This is a genomic window from Bacteroides sp. 11BF (assembly GCF_019633765.1).
Classification (GTDB): Bacteria; Bacteroidota; Bacteroidia; order Bacteroidales; family Bacteroidaceae; genus Bacteroides; species Bacteroides hominis.
Genome location: NZ_JAFKPJ010000020.1, coordinates 55962 through 74455 on the forward strand (window position 1 = coordinate 55962; position 18494 = coordinate 74455).

The following is an 18494-nucleotide window of genomic DNA, read 5'->3' on the forward strand; positions in this document are numbered from 1 at the left end:
ACCATGAAAGTAACGATCTATCCTCATTCTATCAGTAAGGGCGATATACGGGTTAACCCGTATATCAGCGACTTTATCCAAACATTGGAACAAAACGGAATGATAATAGCCAATCCTCCGCATAAGAATCCACTGTTCAGCCTTATCCCGCAGAAAACGGACAGTGACGCTTATATTTTTCACTGGCTGGAGAATGTACCGGATTATAAATACGGAGTATTACAAACCCTCGCTGCGATCTGGCTCCTTTTCAAAATCAAACTGCACAACAAAAAAGTGATATGGTTCCTGCACAACAAGCAGCCTCACATAATGAAGCACCGATGGTCGAAAAAGCTATTGATACGCCTCTTTCTCCGCAAAGCGGATTTGATAGTGACCCATGCCACAGAAGGTATAAAAGTTGTTCAGGATCAATACCCAAAAGCCGTTCCCAGAACGATATTCTTACATCACCCCACAAAGAACCGGATAGAAGAATATATGCCTCAACCGGCAGAAACCGACCTGTTGATCTGGGGTAATATCTCCCGATACAAAGGAGTGCCGGAATTCGTGCGCTTCGCCACACGACATTCACTAAAGCTCAAGACTAAAATTATCGGCAAATGCAGCTCTACGGAACTGCTGGAAGAGTTGCGGACAGAAGGTAACGACAGGATCAGTATTGAGGACCGGAGTATCCCTTTTGACGAATTAAAACAAGAGATACGCAAATCACGCTTCGTACTGATACCCTATGCTGCCGAATCAATCCTGAGTTCGGGAATACTGATGGATTCTCTTTCATTCGGAGCTCAAGTAATCGGGCCGGATGTAGGCTCTTTCAGGGACTATGCAGCCGATCCTTTACTGAACGTATATACTTTTCATACGTTTGAAGACATACCGGACCTTGTCAACAAAGCAAACAAGGCGGTAAACATAGCCGATTACAATCGCTTCCTCGACACACACAGTTGGAACGAATTCGGCAAAGAATTCCAAAATTTACTTCAGAAAATAATACAGTTATGAAAGTTCTCTATACATTCGGCGGAATGCCCCATTACCTGAACGCCATGCTCAACAAGCTCCACGAAAAGGGAGTGGAAGTCACAGTCGTTACCCCACAAAAAGGAAATGCCACCATTGGCAAAGGGGTAAAAATGGTAGAAGGAGGTACATACAGGCATCTCACCAGTACCGAAAAGAAAGCATTTTACGGAAAAAGCGCTTACCCTGCCTTACCGGAAATAGTGCGTGAAGAACGACCGGACATTTTAGTAATGGGATGGCCTTACTTCCTGCAAGTATTCTTCCAACCCGGATTGAGAAAAGCTATGAAGGAGTGCCGGACACGGTTGGTGATTCGCGAGATTCCTTTCCAAACCCCTCCCTATGGAAAAATTAAAGAGTATTTCCGGAAAAACCCGATGTACGACGAAAATATGAGGCTGGTGAGTACCGGAACCGGCTTTTACCTTAAACAATGGCTCACGGCCAAAATACGCAAATATTGCTACGCACGTGCCACTGGAACACTGAATTACTCAACGGCCGCATACGATATCCTCCCTTCGTATGGTGTGAAGCGGGAACAGATACATGTTACTTACAACTCTACAGACACAGAATCGTTGCTGAAGGAAAAAGAAGCTGTTCTTGCCTCGGCTCCGCTTCTTCCCCACTCCGCCAAACGTGCCTTGCACATCGGCCGGTTGGTGAAATGGAAAAGAGTAGATCTGCTGATCGACGCATTTCCCAAGGTTATCGCTAATCATCCGGACGCAGAACTGGTCATAGTAGGTGACGGACCGGAACTGGATAACTTGAAGAAGCAAGCAGCCGAACGGAACCTGACGGATCGGATTCGTTTCATCGGTGCAGTATATAACCCCAAAGAATTGGGAGCTTATATGAACGAATCAACAGTCTATGTACTGGCAGGCATGGGAGGTCTATCCATCAATGATGCCATGACTTACGGATTACCTGTAGTCTGCTCGGTATGCGACAGCACTGAACGTGATCTGGTAACGGACGGAGTGAACGGACTCTTCTTCAGGGAAGGTGATGCCGGCAGTCTGAGCGACAAACTTAACGAACTGTTCGCCTCTCCCGGACGTTGTGCCGAGATGGGACGTGAATCGGAACGAATCATCCGCGAGAAAATCAACATTGAAACGGTAAGCGAACGTTATTTGCAAGCTTTCCGAACTTTTATGCAGTAAAAATGGAGTACGATAAAAAAGAATGATTATCTTTAGGCAAACAATAATCATTTAATAGCTCTACTACTATGACCGATCTTACCATCCTTATCGCAGTCATCGCATTGGCTCTATGGCCGATTGTATTCCTTATATCGCGTATCCTGCACGAGAGGAACAAGCTTGCAAAACCCTCGGGGGACACAGCCTCTTCCGAAACAGAAGAGGAAACAGAGGAAATGACCACCTCCGCACTGGTTATGAGTATCCTTCAACAGCTTGGTTGCCAGCCGGAAGTGAACGAAGAAAACCACATCAGCTTCAAGTATCAGGGAGACGACTTTCTTGTTGCAGCCGAGGACGGACTCCGGCTGATCATTGTATGGAATCCCTGGTGGGCCTCTATCAGCATCGATAATCAAGCGTTGCCTTATCTCAAAGAGATTATCAATGCGGTCAATATGAATTCATTAGTGACCACTGTCTATGCACTGGACGAAGATGAGAAAACACTGGGCATCCACAGCAAATGCCACATGCTTTTTGCACCGGAAGAAGAGGAACCGGAGAAAAGTTTCACCGATTTGCTGGACAGTTTCTTCACAACTCACAATACCATTAAGGAAAACCTGAAACAATTGAGCAACGGAATGCCCGATATGGAAAAGAAAGAACGGGTCAGAATCAAAGGGTTTGCCGCTTATAAGGATAACAGTACCGAGCTGAAAGGGGAATAGCTCCCCATCTCACTCCGGCAAAAGAACCTAACGGATCAGTGCCGCTATGATACGTTCGCACGCATGCCCGTCACCATAAGGGTTATGTGTTTCGGACATACGCCTGTATAATTCTTTATTGTGAAGCAATTCGGTCACATTACCGACAATGTCCTCAGTATTCGTTCCCACCAGTTTCACCGTCCCGGCTTCTACTGCTTCCGGCCGTTCGGTAGTATTCCGCATTACCAATACCGGCTTGCCGAGCGAAGGAGCTTCTTCCTGTACCCCGCCACTGTCAGTCAGCAACAAAGTGGAATGTTGCATTGCGAAAATAAACGGCAGATAATCGAGCGGTGAAATAAGATACACATTATCCACCCCGGACAGAAGCTCGTATACAGGTTTTTGAACATTCGGATTCAGGTGTACCGGATATACAATATCCATATCGGGATGCAGTGCAGCCAGTTCTTTAATTGCTTTACAGATATGCAAGAATCCCTCTCCGAAGTTCTCGCGACGATGCCCGGTAACCAGAATATATTCGCGTCTACCTACTTCGTAACCTTTGTCGCGAAGTTCTTCATGCAGTCTTTCTTTGACTCCCGGTTTCTCCGAAATGATATCGACCGCCATCAGCAAAGCATCGATCACCGTATTGCCCGTAACAAAGATCTTTTTTTCATCAATATTTTCCTGCAACAAATTCTGTTTCGACTTCCCGGTAGGAGCGAAATAGTAAGTGCAAATACGATCCGTCACCTGACGGTTCATCTCCTCCGGCCAGGGAGAGAGCATATCGTAGGTACGCAAACCGGCTTCAACATGTCCCACGGCAATCTGTTGATAGAACGCAGCCAGCGAAGCAGCCATGGATGTTGTGGTATCTCCATGCACCAATACCGTGTCGGGACAGAAGTCTTTCAGTACATCACGCAACCCCAACAACACTTTAGTCGTAATATCATATAAATCCTGATTGGGTGCCATGATGTTCAAATCGTAATCAGGAATGATGTCGAATACCTCGAGCACCTGGTCTAACATTTGGCGATGTTGCGCCGTCACACACACTTTCGTATCAAAGTGTTCCGTATCTTTTTGCAAAGCCTTTACCAACGGAGCCATTTTAATGGCTTCGGGACGGGTACCGAAAACAAGTAATATCTTTTTCATTGAACGATTACGATTGAGATTAGACAATTTCTATTTTCTGACTCCGCAAAAATCCAGTTCCAGTTTTCCCTCTTCGCGGGGTAATTCTACAAACGGAGTGTGGCGCACGAGCCATACAACAATATCGGCTTTTTTGTAAGCCTCCCGATAATCTGTCAGATGAAAGCTGGCGTGTGAAGCGACATTAGGTTCAACAATCAATACTTCAGCACGCGACTCGGATACGATACGGGAAGCGATATATTTGGCAGGGGACTCACGCAAATCATCGATATTGGGTTTGAAGGCAAGCCCCATGCAGGCTACTACCGGTTCCCGGTCATTCTTCTCCACAAACTGCTGGCAGGCTTCCATTACTTTGTTGGCACACCAATCGGCTTTATAATCATTCGTTTCACGGGCGCGTTTGATGATCTGTGCCTGTTCGGGATAGTCCGAAACAATAAACCAGGGGTCAACCGCTATACAATGCCCGCCAACTCCGCAACCGGGTTGGAGGATATTTACACGCGGATGCTTATTCGCTAAATCAATCAGTTCCCATACGTTGATACCTGCCTTGTCGCAAATCATAGACAATTCGTTGGCAAAAGCAATCTGTGAGTCGCGCGAGGAATTCTCGGTGAGTTTACACATTTCTGCTGTCCGGGCATTGGTAGGATGCAGTTTACCCTGTACAAAGGCAGAATAAAACTCAATGGCCTTTGCTGTCGATTCGGGATTGATACCACCGATAACCCGGTCGTTATGAACCAGTTCATAAAGTGTATTGCCGGGCAACACACGTTCGGGACAATAAGCTATGTATATCTTATCTTTGAGTTCGGGACGCTCCTTATAAATGACTTCGGCCATGCGTTCGGTAGTAAATACCGGTGAGGTGGATTCTATCACGAACAAATTGCCTTCCCGCAGATAAGGAGTTACGGAACGGGTAGCCGATTCCACATAGGTGATGTCTGCACGGTGGTTTTGCTTGAAAGGAGTAGGCACTACCACAAAGAAGGCGTCTGCCTGCTCGGGCTTTGAAACCGCACGAAGGTTTCCTGTCCGCACTACCTTTTTGACAATTTGGTCCAGTTCCGGCTCCACAATATGTATCTTACCCTGATTGATGGTTTCTACAACCGAAGGATTAACGTCCACACCTACAACCTCATAACCATGACCGGCAGCCACGGCAGCCGTAGGAAGTCCAATATAGCCTAATCCTAAAAAAACAACCTTTTTCATACGTATATCTCCTTATCTATAAGTGCCGCAAAAGTACAAATAATATGTGACTTTGTACGGTTTCTCACCGAAAACCACTACTTTTGCCAAAACATTTCGATCGAATGAGAGTTTTAATTATCAATACTTCCGAACGCATGGGTGGAGCAGCCGTCGCGGCAAGCCGCCTGATGGAATCGTTGAAAAACAACGGTATCAAAGCCAAAATGCTGGTACGCGACAAGCAAACCGACCAGATCAGTGTAGTAGGTCTGCAACACAACTGGTGGCAAGTATGGAGGTTCGTTTGGGAACGTATCGTCATCTGGAAAGCCAACCGCTTCAAGAAAAATAATCTTTTCGCAGTCGATATAGCCAATACGGGTACGGATATTACAAGCTTGCCCGAGTTCCAGCAGGCAGACGTCATCCATCTGCATTGGGTGAATCAGGGAATGTTGTCATTAAACGATATCCGGAAGATACTGAAATCCGGTAAACCGGTCGTATGGACCATGCATGACATGTGGCCCTGCACGGGCATTTGCCATCACGCCCGCGAATGTACCAACTATCATCAGGAATGCCATCACTGCCCGTACCTATACGGGGGAGGAAGTAAGAAAGATTTGTCAAACCGTATCTTTCATAAGAAGCAACAACTCTATAAAGAAGCCCCGATCACTTTCATCACTTGCAGCCAATGGCTGAAAGGACAGGCCGAAAAGAGTGCCTTGCTGGCAGGAGAGACAGTAATCAGTATTCCTAACCCCATAAATACCAATCTTTTCAAACCCAGAGACAAAAAAGAAGCGCGCCGCAAATGTCATCTACCCCAAAATGGAAAACTGATCCTTTTCGGTTCGGCAAAAATTACCGATAAGCGGAAAGGCATCGATTATCTGATTGAATCGTGCAAGTTACTGGCAGATAGGCATCCAGAATTGAAAGAATCGCTTGGTGTCGTTGTCTTTGGCAAGCAATCGGAACAACTGAAATCACTTCTTCCCTTCAAAGTATACCCGCTTAACTATGTAAGCAACGAACACGAGCTGGTGGATGTCTACAATGCAGTCGACCTCTTTGTCACCCCCTCACTGGAAGAGAATCTGCCTAATACCATCATGGAAGCTATGGCATGCGGTGTACCTTGCATTGGCTTTAACGTAGGCGGCATCCCGGAAATGATAGATCATCTGCATAACGGATATGTAGCACAATACAAATCATCCGAAGATTTTGCCAACGGTATCTACTGGGCACTGACCGATCCGGACTATCCCTCCCTTTCGGAACAAGCTAACCGGAAAGCGATTGCCAACTATTCGGAAAGTATCATCGCCAAGAGATACATCGATGTCTACAACAAAATTACAGGAAGATATGCATAGCCACCTCAACCCCAGATTCTCGGTCATCACGGTGACTTACAATGCCGAAAAGGTACTGGAGGATACCATACAGAGCGTGATTTCACAGACCTATCATCATGTGGAATATATCATCGTCGACGGTGCATCGAAAGACGGCACTATGGCGATTGTAAACCGATACCGGGACCGGATCAGCCAAGTGGTGAGTGAACCGGACAAAGGACTTTATGACGCAATGAACAAAGGGATTGCCCTGGCAACAGGAGACTATCTTTGTTTTCTGAATGCCGGAGACAGTTTCCATGAAGACGATACACTGCAAAAGATGGTTCACTCCATCAATGCCAATGAACTGCCCGACGTGCTGTATGGGCAAACCGCCTTGGTAGACACAGAAAGACACTTCCTCCGCATGCGCAGGTTATCGGCACCGGAGACCCTGTCCTGGAAAAGTTTCAAACAGGGAATGCTCGTATGCCATCAGGCTTTCTTTGCCCGCCACACACTCGTCAAACCATATGACTTACAGTATCGCTTCTCGGCAGACTTTGACTGGTGCATACGTATCATGAAGAAGGCACGCACCTTACACAACACACATCTCACTCTGGTTGATTATCTGGAAGAGGGGATGACAACGCAGAACCGCAAGAAATCACTTCTCGAACGGTTCCGCATCATGACCCGATATTATGGTTTACTGAGTACCCTTGCATATCATGCCTGGTTTGTGGTAAGAAGTCTCTTCATCAAATCAGCCACTCCTTCCGACGCTCCTTTCTGAATGACATGTATCGGGCGGAAACTATGCACATCCACCGGTTTGGGATCGATAAGGTATACTTCTGCATTCCGAGGTACGTAATTAAGCAACCCCGCTGCAGGATATACATTCATCGATGTACCGATAATCACAAAGATATCGGCTTTTTCTACCCAATTGATAGCTGTCTCTATCTCCGGGACCGACTCACCAAACCAAACTATAAACGGACGAAGCTGCGAACCGTCTCCGGCAAGATCACCCATCTTTACTTCAAACTCCTCCGGCCTCAGTTCTTTAATGTAGTGGGGGTTATTCGGATCCCGGCTTGAACATACCTTAGTCAGTTCACCATGCAAATGGATGATGTGGCTGCTGCCTGCCCGTTCGTGTAGGTTGTCTATGTTCTGCGTTACAATCGTTACACGGAAATCTTTCTCCAGTTCGGCCAGCAATTCGTGCCCCCGATTGGGTACTACTTCCAGCAACTGCTTACGTCGTTCATTATAGAAACGGACCACCAATTCGGGATTACGCGCATACCCCTCGGGGGTAGCTACCTGCTCCACCGGATAACGATCCCACAACCCTCCTGCGTCACGAAAGGTACTGATACCACTTTCGGCGCTCATACCGGCGCCTGACAATACAACCAGATTCTTCATACCAACTATTATTTTAAAGAAAAGCCCCCTCTGCCCGTTTTCGAGAAAAGCCAGGAGATGGAGTCTCACAAATTTAACTAAAATCTCCGAATAAACGAAGAAACCACCAAACATTCCACTTCTTCTCAATGCCTTTCCCATGACCGCCTGACCCGGATCGCATTGGATAATACAAACAATCCTTTCAAGAAACATCTTCCATCCCGGTTACGAAGTTAGCCGATAATAAGAAATTTTAAAACCAAAAAGTAAAATCATTCAAATAAAACACTTACTTTTGCCGCTTGTTAATTTGCAACTGACTGAAAGTGAAATAGAACATTCGGTCTCCAACAAAAAAATATATGGATAAATTTAGTTATGCAATTGGCCTCGGAATCGGCCAGAATTTATTAGGAATGGGTGCTAAAGGCATCGCAGTAGATGACTTTGCTCAAGCTATAAAAGATGTGCTCGAAGGAAACCAGACAGCCATCAGCCATCAGGAAGCCCGCGAAATCGTGAATAAATATTTCGAAGAGCTGGAAACCAAAATGAATGCAGCTAACATCGAACAAGGAAAAGCATTCCTGGAAGAAAACAAAAAAAGACCGAATATTGTTACCCTGCCTAGTGGACTACAATACGAAGTAATCACTGAAGGTAAAGGAAAGAAAGCCCAGGCTACCGATCAGGTGAAATGCCACTATGAAGGTACACTGATTGACGGAACTTTGTTCGACAGTTCTATCAAACGCGGACAACCTGCCGTTTTTGGTGTAAATCAGGTAATCCCGGGATGGGTAGAGGCTTTGCAGTTGATGCCGGAAGGTTCAAAATGGAAACTTTATATCCCTTCTGAATTGGCTTACGGCGCACAGGGAGCAGGAGAAATGATCCCTCCTCACAGCACACTCGTATTCGAAGTAGAATTAATCGAAGTATTATAAAAATAAAATCGTAAAGCAAAATGAAAAAAGTAAGTATTTTAGCTGCTGTAGCCATAGCAACAGGCTTAGCTTCATGTACGGCTCAGGCTCCTAAAGCCACTCTCAAAACCGATGTAGATTCACTGTCATACGCTATCGGCATCAGCCAGACTAACGGTCTGAAAGACTATCTGTCACAGCGCATGGAGATGGATACAGCATACATTGCAGACTTCCTGAAAGGCGTAAACGATGCTGCCAATAAAACAAGCAAAAAAGACCAGGCTTATCTGCTCGGTCTGCAGATCGGATCACAGATGGCTGGTCCTCAGGCTATCAAAGGTATGAATCATCAGCTGTTCGCTGACGACTCGACTATGACTGTCAACAAGAGCGATATCCTTGCAGGTGTGTTCGCAGGTGTACTTAACAAAGATATGAAAATCACTCCGGAAGAGGCTCAGGTGCTGATTCAAAAGATGATGGAAAGCATCAAAGGAAAAGCTGCCGAGAAAAAATATGCCGATAACAAAGCTGCAGGTGAGAAATTCCTTGCTGAAAACAAAACAAAAGAAGGAGTAAAAACCACTGCAAGCGGATTACAGTACAAAGTGATCACTGAAGGTAAAGGTGAAATTCCTAACGATACATGTAAAGTGAAAGTAAACTACAGAGGCAAACTGATTGACGGAACAGAGTTCGAAAGCACTTACACACGTAACGAACCGTTCGTGACTAACGTAGGCGGAGTTATCAAAGGTTGGACAGAAGCTCTGAAAATGATGCCTGTAGGTTCTAAATGGGAACTTTACATCCCGCAAGAACTGGCTTACGGCTCAAGAGACATGGGACAGATTAAACCGTTCTCAGCATTGGTATTCGAAATCGAATTGCTGGGTATAGAAAAATAAGAAGCTGTCAGGCTTTGCTGAAAAACAAACAGGAGAGATGCCGGATAATTGTATCCGGCATCTCTTTTTTTGCATCCGGATAATTAGAATAGAAAGTATACGATTTTTCTGTTTTTTCTGACTTTTATATAGAGAAATTAAAATAAATCTCTATATTTGCTTACTATTTGATAACAATTGGAATTTACATTTATTATTATGGAAAAAATAGACAACCTTGACAGGCAGATTCTGGAGATTATTTCTCAGAACGCCCGTATCCCTTTTAAAGATGTGGCAGCAGAATGCGGCGTTTCACGTGCGGCTATCCATCAACGCGTGCAGAGACTGATTGACCTGGGAGTCATTGTAGGCTCAGGTTATCATGTAAACCCGAAATCTCTGGGCTATCGTACCTGTACTTATGTTGGTATCAAACTGGAAAAAGGCTCTATGTATAAAGCTGTAGTAGCCGAGTTACAGAATATTCCGGAAATCGTAGAATGTCACTTCACGACCGGCCCATATACCATGCTGACCAAAGTATATGCACGCGACAACGAACACCTGATGGACTTGCTAAACAACAAAATGCAGGAGATACCGGGAGTGACTGCCACCGAAACCCTGATCTCGCTGGAGCAAAGCATCAAGAAAGAAATCCCTATCCACGCAGATAAATAACCGATGGAGTGGTTGAATGAATATCACCTGTCAGGGTTACTTATTGGGATCTGCACGTTTCTGATTATAGGCTTATTTCACCCTGTTGTGGTAAAAGCGGAATATTATTGGGGAACGAAATGCTGGTGGATCTTCCTGATATTGGGTATCGCAGGAGTAGCTGCCTCGTTGAGCACCGACAACATACTTGTTTCGTCTCTTCTGGGTGTATTTGCTTTTTCTTCTTTCTGGACTATCAAAGAAGTCTTTGAACAAGAAGAACGAGTGAAAAAAGGTTGGTTCCCTAAGAATCCCAAACGGACATACAAGTTTTGAGACATACGTAAAAGAGTCAGTTTTTGGCTGAAATATTTGCATAATTCACCCAAAAGCATTAATTTTGTCCCCGCATCCGATACAAAGGATACATCGGGCTTATAGCTCAGTTGGTTAGAGCAACAGACTCATAATCTGGAGGTCCTAGGTTCAAGCCCTAGTTGGCCCACTGAAATCGACTATAGATTATATAATCTATGGTCGATTTCGTTTTATACATACCTTAACAATTATTTTCTCAATGATTCAGCCATAGTTTAAAAGCAGAAAGCTTCTCTTCGCTGATCGTAATTTTCGATTTATAAGGCGGACGGACGGTTACTACTATTTTTCCGTTAAAAAAAGGCTCGGCATGGTCGATTGCATCGATACTGACAAGGACCTGACGGTTGGCACGGAAAAAACGTTCCGGATCCAACTGTTCCATCAGTTTATTCAAAGACAGATCGATGATATGTTCCTGACCTTTCCGGGTAACAGCAAACGTCACTTTATTCTCGGAATAAAAGTAGGCAATATCCGCAACTTGTAAAGACCAGAAACGGTCTACCCCGGAAATAAGGAAACGGGTACGGTAACGTTTCTCTTTGTGTTGAAGTGTTTCAAGCAGGACACCCAGATAATCTTCCGGCCGAGGAACTGCATTATTCAGTAAGCTTTCATATTTCACAATAGCTTCCGACAAGCGCTTCTCGTCTATCGGCTTAAGTATGTAGTCGATACTGTTGACCGTAAATGCACGGATGGCATACTGATCATACGCTGTAGTAAAGATAATGACAGAGGAAGGATGTACCGCAGAAAGAAAATCAAAGGCATTCCCGTCTGCCAGATGTATGTCGAGGAAGATAAGATCAGGATGGGGATGCTCATGAAACCAAGCTACAGCTTCGTCTACATTGCCCGGAATCATAGTCAGAGTCCATTGTGGACGAAGTCCGGACACCATTGAATGCAGCAGACGTGCTGCCGGAATTTCATCTTCTATAATAACTACATTTAACTTATTCATACAGTAAAGGAACTTTTACGGTAAATACTTTCTCTTCCCTTTGGATGATTATCTCTTTGCCAAGCATTAACAGGCAACGGTTGGATAAATTTTTCAACCCTACGCCCGGAGATTCATGGCTCTTCTTCGGTTGTATGGGATTACTCACCACAAGATACTCTTCCTCTAAGCAGATCTCTATTTTCATGGGTTTACTCAATGTGATGGAATTGTGATTAATAACATTCTCTGCCAACAACTGCAAAGTCAGCGGGGGCAGCATGCAACCGGTATATCCGGAAGGAATACAACGGTTACAGCTAATACAGTCCCCTAAACGGACTTCGTGCAGGAACAAGTAAGATTGTAAAAACTCCAGTTCTTCTGCCAACGTAACCAATGTTTTATCCTGGCATTGTAATACATAACGGTATACACTGGACAAATGCTTGGTGAAACGTACCGCATTGCCCGGATTGTATTCTATCTCAGCAATCAATGTATTGAGACTGTTGAACAGGAAATGAGGATTCAACTGACTTTGCAAAGCCGCATAACGGGCAGTGTCGTTCTCCGTTTGCAATTTTGCAGCTTCTTGTTGCAGTTTCAGGTTGTTCAGGATGGAACGATTTGCCAATAGTAAGCCTACAATCACAAGTTCTACCAACCAGACTACAATCAGGATACGCCAACCGCCATTCGAGAAAGTGAACAGATTGGGCAGGCCTACCAATAATTTGGCAGTAATCAGCAGACCATAGTTCAGCAGAAGGAACAACAGGGTTACGACGAGATAAGTAGCTGTTATTTTCCAACGATGGCGGATATTGAGTGCATACTGATTGTTTATCCACGAACTGATCCGAAGTGTAGAATATCCCAGCACATTGAGAGCTGCAATAAAGAAGACGAATGCTCCCTTTGAATAGAGAACATCCGCTACTTTAGGAGTGAGCTCCGTATAGTTGACAAGCAGGAGATAGGAAAAGATACCTAATCCCGAGAATAGCAGACCATATAACAGGGTATTCCATTTCATGCGAACAAAGCTATCATATTTCGGGTAATTATCATAAACTATTTAATATTTATTCAAAGCTCTGATCAATTCGGAATAAGATCCTTGTGCCGAGACTTTCGCTTGTACATGGTTGATTTGGGAGGCTTGCCGATACGTTTGTGCCTCAATCACTTCTATGACAGAGGCCTTCCCTTCAGTATACCGTTCCAATGCCATACGTTCGTTTTCAAGAGCCTTGCCCAGTGAGCTTTCGGTAAGCCGTACCTGCTCCAAGGCTTGGGAAAGCGAAACGCGGGCTGTTTCAACTTCCAGTTTTACCTGATCGGTTACCTGGTTCAAGTTGTCGGTTGCCATACCTATTTTCAAAGACGCAGCCCGCTTTTCATCACGTCTTTTCCCCCATTCGAATAATGGAACGGACAGCTTGGCGTAAACCGCATAATTAGGGTCGAGATCAGAATGGAAATCATAACCGGGTGAAGAATAACTTCCATCCACACCTACATAAAATTGAGGCTTATATTTAGCATCTGTCAATTTCTTTGAGCTTTCTGCTATTTTAATCCGAGCATAAGCCATTTTCAACTCCGGACGGTCGGTCCCACCAGTCTCCCACAACTCCTCATCTAATACAACTGCAGAAATCGTATCTTCTATTTCGGTCGGGGCATGAAGTTCTACACCAATCAGAGAGTTTAGTGCCATACGCCCTGTTTCAAGATTTCTCTTAGCCTGCAACAGCTGATACTCCGCTTCATTCAGTTTCACTTCCGCCATGAGCAAATCCTGAGGATCGACCAATCCAGCTTCCACCCGTTCCCGAATGGTCTGAGAGAGAGTAGCGACCGAATTACGATATTCGGTAGTTACGCGGACTATTTCCGAACGCGCAACAGTATTCCAGTATTGCATATCTGTCTGATAACACACAGCCGAACGGAAATAATCGGCTTGATATGTGGCCAGACTTTGCTGATGCTTAGCTAACCGGATATTCTCCAACAATCGTCCACCCGTATAAACAGGTTGCAATAAAGAGAGTGAAGCCCCGTACTTCATATTTCTCCCTTCAAAAGTCATCGGATTTTGCATCGAGGGTAAGTCAAGATTCAACTGAAGTGGATTACCGGTATACTGAAAATTCGCATCCCCCGACAATTTGGGTCTCAGGTCCTTCTGTGCCGCTTTCTCCAATTCGATACTTGCAGCGATATTCTTATCCGCAGCTTTCAGGTCGTGGTTATAATCTACAGCCATCGACCTGTACTTCTGCAGCAGATTATTTTGCTGAGCAAAAGAAGCTGTCGGAACACACAACAAAAGGATAAGCCATCTGTTTATTTTCTTCATCGTCATTTCTCTTTTATCTTATAAAACATAGCATAAAGTGCCGGAGTCACAAAAAGGGTCAGCAATGTGGCAAATGTCAGCCCAAAAATGATAGTAGCTGCCATTCCTCCAAATGCTATATCAAACAACAGGGGAACCATACCCAGAATTGTTGTCGTGGCAGCCATTAACACCGGACGAGTTCTCGAAACCGTAGATTCAATCACAGCCGTATAAGGAACAACCCCCTCCCGGCGCTGCACATCTATTTCATCAAGCAATACAATCACATTCTTGATAACCATACCCAGTAATCCCAGCCATCCGGCAATCGGAAAGAAACCGAAATCAAATCCAGTCAGAAGCATACCTATGGCTACTCCAATGATGGATAACGGGAGTACACACAGGATAATAACCGGATCACGGAAGTTACCGAACAAAGCGACCAGAATAACTACCAACACAAGAAAAGCCAACGGAAAGAATTTACCGATTGCCTGCATCGCTTCCCCCTGATCTTTGTACTGTGAGTCCCAAAAGAAAGTATAACCCTCGGGCAGCTCCATCGCTTCTATCTCTTCACGAATTTCTCCATGCACTTCGGCCATTGTATGACCAGGTTTCACTCCACACATAGCAGCCATAGACAGCTGCCGGTTGTAAGTACGGATCTGCGGCCATTCCCATACTGACTCGATGCGTTCCGTCACCTGCGACAGAGGCGCCGAATGTTCTCCGTTCCACACCGAGAAATTACCCAAAGAACGGACATCTGTAATGTCAACTCCCTCTGACTTCAATAACACAGGAACTTTCTTTTCACCGTCACGATAAACTCCCACTCTGGTTCCGTCGCTAATCGATTTTACAGACTCCATCATCTGTGCTTTGGTTATGCCAAGGACACCGGCCTTCACCGGATCGTAAACCGGCCGTATCACCATCGTCATATTTCCCCATTCATTGCGTGCATCTGCCACTTTAGGATTACGACGCATAATTTCTATCGCTACGCCTGTCAACGAGTCCAAAACGGCAGGATCAGGCCCCAGAAAGCGAGCTTCTATCATAGCCTCCGTTAGTGGACTTAATTCAAACTTATTCACCTTGATCAGAGGTTCCGGGTATTTCAGCCGGATAGAATCCTGCAACAGAGCATTCAGCGTCCTTGATTCTTTGGAGCTCTTACACTTCACTAACAATTGGGCATAGTTGGATTGTGGACCAAAAGATATATTCGATAAATAATAACGGGGCGGAGTACGACCTATATAAGATGAAACCATCTCCGTTTCTTCATGCCCACGAATATAATCGGCTATATCGCCCGCCATACGGTCAGTCTCCTCAATCGCTGTCCCTTCAGGCAACCACATATCGACAGTGAAGTATTGCTTATCCAGAGCGGGTACAAAAACCTTGGGAATATACTTGAAACTCCAGGCCGAAAAGAACAACAAAACAATCAACGAAACAACTGTCACCGTGCGATGCCGAAGTACCCAACACAATGCTTTACGGAAAAGATTATAATACTTCCCGTCAAACAGGGATGCTTTCAACTCTTCGGGACGCGGACGTCGTACAAACTCCTGAATGAAAAAAGGAGTCTGTGTCAAGGCAAATACCCAACTGAACATCAACGAAACGCCGATCACCACGACCAATGATGATAATAGCTCTCCGGTAATATGGGGTGAATAGTAAATCGGCAGGAAAGTAAGGATAGCAATAACTGTCGCTGCCAATAAAGGCATAGCGGTTGACGAACATGCACGCATGATAGCAACCCGCTTGCGCATTCCCCGTTCCATGTTAATCAGTGCAGAATCGGATACGACGATGGCATTATCAACCAGCATTCCCATAGCAATGATAATCGCGGCAAGCGACATTCGCTGAAGAGCAATATCACATGCCATCATAACAATAAGGGTGGCAAAGATAGAGAAAACCAATCCGCTACCTATCAGAACCCCATTCCTGAATCCGATAAAGAACAACAGAATAGCAACAACAGTGATAACCGAAATAATCAGATTCAAGATAAACCCTTGATTTGCTACCGCCGATTCATAGCCTTGATCGTAGATGGGGGTCAACTCATAACCATCGGGCATGGTTTGAGACAACTCACCAATACGTGCTTTAACAGCTTCTGCCATATCCACGACATTTCCTGTCGGTACAGTAGAAATGGCAATTCCAATTGCCGGACTACCATTTATACGCATTTGGTTTGCAGGAGGAGTCTGATAACTCTCCTCGATCTTCGCAATATCAGCCAAACGAAAATGCTCACCGTTACGTGAAACAATAGTAAGATTCCGGATATCATTCAGCGAATAAAAGTTACCGGTAGACTCAATACGGATACGATTGGTACCGGCATCCATACCACCGGCATCCACTACTTTATTCTGAGCCTCAAAAGCTCGTGCAATGTCGGAAGTCGTAACTCCACTTTGTGCCATCACAGCAGGACTGATTAGAATATCAATCGTCGGTGTTTGCACACCATAGATCTCAATCTTCGCCACATCCTTGACTTTTAGTAATTCATTCTTTATCAGTTTAGCCTGATCTTCCAGTTCTCTATACGTATGGCCATCCCCCGTCAGTCCATAAAATACGCCGAGCACATCACCAAAGTCATCGTTCACGATAGAAGTTCCCGCACCGGCCGGCAATTTATCCTGCACATCATTCACTTTCCGGCGCAACTTATCCCATAGCTGCTGCATCTCGTCAGCACGGATTTCTTTCTTCACATAAACTGTAATCTTCGATAGTCCGGCACGATTTTCCGTTTTCAGATAATAAAGCTCACCCAAAGATTGTATGGCTTCTTCCAGAATGTCGGTCACCTGCGACTGTACTTCTGACGGTGAAGCCCCGGGATAAGAAGTCAGAACCAATGCTTGCTTAATAGTAAAAGGGGCATCCTCCAATTTTCCCATTTTAAAATAAGAAAACAGGCCTCCTGCCAATATCAGCACCAACAATAAGATTGTAACAGCTCTTTTCTGTAGAAAGTACTTTACCATTTTCATAATGAATTCGCCTTAGAAGAGATTGTTACTTTCATGCCGTCTGATAAAAAGCGTAGTCCGCTTGTAGCCACAGTCTCGTTATCCTGTAATCCCTCAATTATGATAATATAACCGTTAGGAAGCAGATTTCCCTTTTTCACCTGTCTACGGTTCACCTGATGAGTGTCAGTGTTTACAACCCACACATAATCACCTTCCGACGGACGATGGCATAGAGCTGTCTGCGGAATGGAAACACCAACCGGATTTGTTACCCAGGAAACATCAAACATTGCCTTACCCGACATACCAGCCAGTAATTCCCCTTTTTCATTTGGTAAAATGGCCGTTAGTAAATAAGAAAGGTTGTTGCGGGTTGTCCCCTTCGATATTTCCATAATCCCTGCCTTATAAATCTTATCCGGCCGGGCATCAAAACGTATCTGAACAGTATCTCCGGGATGTGAAGTAAATGCAATATCTTGAGTAACATAAATCTCCATTTTCAGCCGGTCTATATCAATAAATGAAATGACCGGCTGAGTAGCCTTCACATCCTGAAACTTCTCTATATACACTTCTCCCACATATCCATTAAATGGAGCTATCAAGCGAGTATCCTCCAATTCGTAAGAGGCGGTATCAAAAGCTGCTTTAGCAGTAGTATAATCAGCCTTGGCCTTTTCGTATGTACTGGCCGAAACATTATTCTTCTCGTACAACTTCTCTATTCGTTCAAACTCAGCTTTAGCCTGGCAATAGATCGCTTCGGCCCGTTCTTTACGAATATGAAAGTCACGCGGATCTATTTCAGCAATAATACTCCCCTGTTTGTAAGAGTTACCGGCATATACTTCAAAACGATCGATGGGGCCTCCTACGCGAAACGACAATTCCGATGTACGGAAAGGTTGCGCAATGAACGGAAACTCCGTTGTGTTCTGTCCAAAGCCCGGAATAGCTTGTGTTGTCCTGACAATAAAGTCCTGACTTTGCTTACTGTCTTTATCTGTGCAAGAAAATAGCAGTAAGAGAGTAACTAATAATGCACCTATCTTCATATCTTATTTTTTTAATTTCCCGACAAAAATAGATAATCAGACGATGTAATAAGGAAGTAAAGATTCTGAGACCGGAAAAACGAAGATTGAATCAGGAGTATATGGGATGAAGCCGATAAAAAGGTTATCAGGGGATATTGCTTATACCCAAAAACAAGTC

The 18494-nt window shown here is 44.7% G+C and carries 17 protein-coding genes and 1 tRNA gene; 10 read left to right on the forward strand and 8 right to left on the reverse strand.

Annotation, left to right across the window (positions count from 1 at the left end):
* The first annotated feature begins 3 nt into the window (after nt 1-3).
* The 3 genes from JZY04_RS18000 (at nt 4) to JZY04_RS18010 (ending at nt 2929) form a co-directional block, all read left to right on the forward strand.
* The gene (locus tag JZY04_RS18000) at nt 4-1017 is read left to right on the forward strand and encodes a glycosyltransferase (protein WP_122142335.1); all 1014 of its coding nucleotides are present in this window, start codon (nt 4-6) and stop codon (nt 1015-1017) included.
* Nucleotides 1014-2213: a glycosyltransferase family 4 protein gene (locus tag JZY04_RS18005; protein WP_032539111.1), complete on the forward strand. Its 1200-nt coding sequence runs from the start codon at nt 1014-1016 to the stop codon at nt 2211-2213. Before JZY04_RS18000 ends, JZY04_RS18005 begins: the two co-directional genes overlap by 4 nt.
* A 68-nt stretch (nt 2214-2281) precedes the next feature.
* Entirely contained in the window at nt 2282-2929 is a 648-nt protein-coding gene (locus JZY04_RS18010) for a hypothetical protein (RefSeq protein ID WP_005822431.1), read from the forward strand.
* Nucleotides 2930-2956: 27 nt separating this feature from the next.
* On the opposite strand, the gene wecB is transcribed toward JZY04_RS18010, so the two are convergent.
* Together wecB and wecC are read right to left on the reverse strand one after the other, a co-directional pair.
* Nucleotides 2957-4087: a non-hydrolyzing UDP-N-acetylglucosamine 2-epimerase gene (gene wecB, locus JZY04_RS18015; RefSeq protein ID WP_122142336.1), complete on the reverse strand. Its 1131-nt coding sequence runs from the start codon at nt 4085-4087 to the stop codon at nt 2957-2959.
* Between the two features lie 30 nt (nt 4088-4117).
* Complete coding sequence (wecC, locus tag JZY04_RS18020) at nt 4118-5320, reverse strand: UDP-N-acetyl-D-mannosamine dehydrogenase (RefSeq protein WP_122142337.1); 1203 nt, start codon at nt 5318-5320, stop codon at nt 4118-4120.
* Nucleotides 5321-5424: 104 nt separating this feature from the next.
* On the opposite strand from wecC, the gene JZY04_RS18025 reads away from it, so the two are divergent.
* The gene (locus JZY04_RS18025) at nt 5425-6690 is read left to right on the forward strand and encodes a glycosyltransferase family 4 protein (RefSeq protein ID WP_122142338.1); all 1266 of its coding nucleotides are present in this window, start codon (nt 5425-5427) and stop codon (nt 6688-6690) included.
* Entirely contained in the window at nt 6683-7456 is a 774-nt protein-coding gene (locus JZY04_RS18030) for a glycosyltransferase family 2 protein (protein WP_122142339.1), read from the forward strand. The genes JZY04_RS18025 and JZY04_RS18030 overlap by 8 nt, the downstream gene beginning before the upstream one ends.
* Here JZY04_RS18030 and JZY04_RS18035 read toward each other — a convergent pair.
* Nucleotides 7390-8100, reverse strand: coding sequence for an NAD-dependent deacylase (locus JZY04_RS18035; protein ID WP_005781663.1), 711 nt, complete (start codon nt 8098-8100; stop codon nt 7390-7392). The two genes, JZY04_RS18030 and JZY04_RS18035, sit on opposite strands and share 67 nt — an antisense overlap.
* Before the next feature lie 344 nt (nt 8101-8444).
* Here JZY04_RS18035 and JZY04_RS18040 point away from each other — a divergent pair, with 344 nt between their 5' ends.
* The 5 genes from JZY04_RS18040 to JZY04_RS18060 all read left to right on the forward strand — a co-directional run bounded on the left by JZY04_RS18040 (nt 8445) and on the right by JZY04_RS18060 (nt 11066).
* The gene (locus tag JZY04_RS18040; RefSeq protein WP_005781661.1) at nt 8445-9029 is read left to right on the forward strand and encodes an FKBP-type peptidyl-prolyl cis-trans isomerase; all 585 of its coding nucleotides are present in this window, start codon (nt 8445-8447) and stop codon (nt 9027-9029) included.
* 20 nt (nt 9030-9049) lie between these two features.
* Nucleotides 9050-9919: an FKBP-type peptidyl-prolyl cis-trans isomerase gene (locus JZY04_RS18045; protein WP_005781660.1), complete on the forward strand. Its 870-nt coding sequence runs from the start codon at nt 9050-9052 to the stop codon at nt 9917-9919.
* A 198-nt stretch (nt 9920-10117) separates the two neighbouring features.
* Nucleotides 10118-10582, forward strand: a complete 465-nt coding sequence (locus tag JZY04_RS18050; protein ID WP_032529828.1) for an Lrp/AsnC family transcriptional regulator — start codon at nt 10118-10120, stop codon at nt 10580-10582.
* Between the two features lie 3 nt (nt 10583-10585).
* The gene (locus tag JZY04_RS18055; protein ID WP_005791909.1) at nt 10586-10897 is read left to right on the forward strand and encodes a DUF4491 family protein; all 312 of its coding nucleotides are present in this window, start codon (nt 10586-10588) and stop codon (nt 10895-10897) included.
* Between the two features lie 95 nt (nt 10898-10992).
* Nucleotides 10993-11066, forward strand: a tRNA-Ile gene (locus JZY04_RS18060).
* Nucleotides 11067-11135: 69 nt separating this feature from the next.
* Here the strand turns inward: JZY04_RS18060 and JZY04_RS18065 are convergent.
* From JZY04_RS18065 to JZY04_RS18085, 5 genes are read right to left on the reverse strand one after another with little or no spacing between them, the layout of a single operon-like run.
* Nucleotides 11136-11909 (reverse strand): LytTR family DNA-binding domain-containing protein, encoded by a 774-nt coding sequence (locus JZY04_RS18065; protein ID WP_005822438.1) that lies wholly within the window; start codon nt 11907-11909, stop codon nt 11136-11138.
* Nucleotides 11902-12927, reverse strand: coding sequence for a sensor histidine kinase (locus tag JZY04_RS18070; RefSeq protein WP_122142340.1), 1026 nt, complete (start codon nt 12925-12927; stop codon nt 11902-11904). The genes JZY04_RS18065 and JZY04_RS18070 overlap by 8 nt, the downstream gene beginning before the upstream one ends.
* Nucleotides 12928-12969: 42 nt before the next feature.
* The gene (locus JZY04_RS18075) at nt 12970-14259 is read right to left on the reverse strand and encodes a TolC family protein (protein ID WP_181996342.1); all 1290 of its coding nucleotides are present in this window, start codon (nt 14257-14259) and stop codon (nt 12970-12972) included.
* A gap of 2 nt (nt 14260-14261) precedes the next feature.
* Nucleotides 14262-17294: an efflux RND transporter permease subunit gene (locus JZY04_RS18080; RefSeq protein ID WP_122142342.1), complete on the reverse strand. Its 3033-nt coding sequence runs from the start codon at nt 17292-17294 to the stop codon at nt 14262-14264.
* On the reverse strand, nt 17291-18334 hold the full coding sequence (locus JZY04_RS18085; protein ID WP_122142343.1) for an efflux RND transporter periplasmic adaptor subunit: 1044 nt from the start codon (nt 18332-18334) through the stop codon (nt 17291-17293). The genes JZY04_RS18080 and JZY04_RS18085 overlap by 4 nt, the downstream gene beginning before the upstream one ends.
* Nucleotides 18335-18494: the final 160 nt, after the last annotated feature.

Bases quoted from the DNA above. Each gene is read 5' to 3' on its own strand.
- JZY04_RS18000 (WP_122142335.1), top strand. From the start codon at position 4: ATGAAAGTAACGATCTATCCTCATTCTATCAGTAAGGGCGATATACGG.
- JZY04_RS18005 (WP_032539111.1), top strand. From the start codon at position 1,014: ATGAAAGTTCTCTATACATTCGGCGGAATGCCCCATTACCTGAACGCC.
- JZY04_RS18010 (WP_005822431.1), top strand. From the start codon at position 2,282: ATGACCGATCTTACCATCCTTATCGCAGTCATCGCATTGGCTCTATGG.
- wecB (WP_122142336.1), bottom strand. From the start codon at position 4,087: ATGAAAAAGATATTACTTGTTTTCGGTACCCGTCCCGAAGCCATTAAA.
- wecC (WP_122142337.1), bottom strand. From the start codon at position 5,320: ATGAAAAAGGTTGTTTTTTTAGGATTAGGCTATATTGGACTTCCTACG.
- JZY04_RS18025 (WP_122142338.1), top strand. From the start codon at position 5,425: ATGAGAGTTTTAATTATCAATACTTCCGAACGCATGGGTGGAGCAGCC.
- JZY04_RS18030 (WP_122142339.1), top strand. From the start codon at position 6,683: ATGCATAGCCACCTCAACCCCAGATTCTCGGTCATCACGGTGACTTAC.
- JZY04_RS18035 (WP_005781663.1), bottom strand. From the start codon at position 8,100: ATGAAGAATCTGGTTGTATTGTCAGGCGCCGGTATGAGCGCCGAAAGT.
- JZY04_RS18040 (WP_005781661.1), top strand. From the start codon at position 8,445: ATGGATAAATTTAGTTATGCAATTGGCCTCGGAATCGGCCAGAATTTA.
- JZY04_RS18045 (WP_005781660.1), top strand. From the start codon at position 9,050: ATGAAAAAAGTAAGTATTTTAGCTGCTGTAGCCATAGCAACAGGCTTA.
- JZY04_RS18050 (WP_032529828.1), top strand. From the start codon at position 10,118: ATGGAAAAAATAGACAACCTTGACAGGCAGATTCTGGAGATTATTTCT.
- JZY04_RS18055 (WP_005791909.1), top strand. From the start codon at position 10,586: ATGGAGTGGTTGAATGAATATCACCTGTCAGGGTTACTTATTGGGATC.
- JZY04_RS18065 (WP_005822438.1), bottom strand. From the start codon at position 11,909: ATGAATAAGTTAAATGTAGTTATTATAGAAGATGAAATTCCGGCAGCA.
- JZY04_RS18070 (WP_122142340.1), bottom strand. From the start codon at position 12,927: ATGAAATGGAATACCCTGTTATATGGTCTGCTATTCTCGGGATTAGGT.
- JZY04_RS18075 (WP_181996342.1), bottom strand. From the start codon at position 14,259: ATGAAGAAAATAAACAGATGGCTTATCCTTTTGTTGTGTGTTCCGACA.
- JZY04_RS18080 (WP_122142342.1), bottom strand. From the start codon at position 17,294: ATGAAAATGGTAAAGTACTTTCTACAGAAAAGAGCTGTTACAATCTTA.
- JZY04_RS18085 (WP_122142343.1), bottom strand. From the start codon at position 18,334: ATGAAGATAGGTGCATTATTAGTTACTCTCTTACTGCTATTTTCTTGC.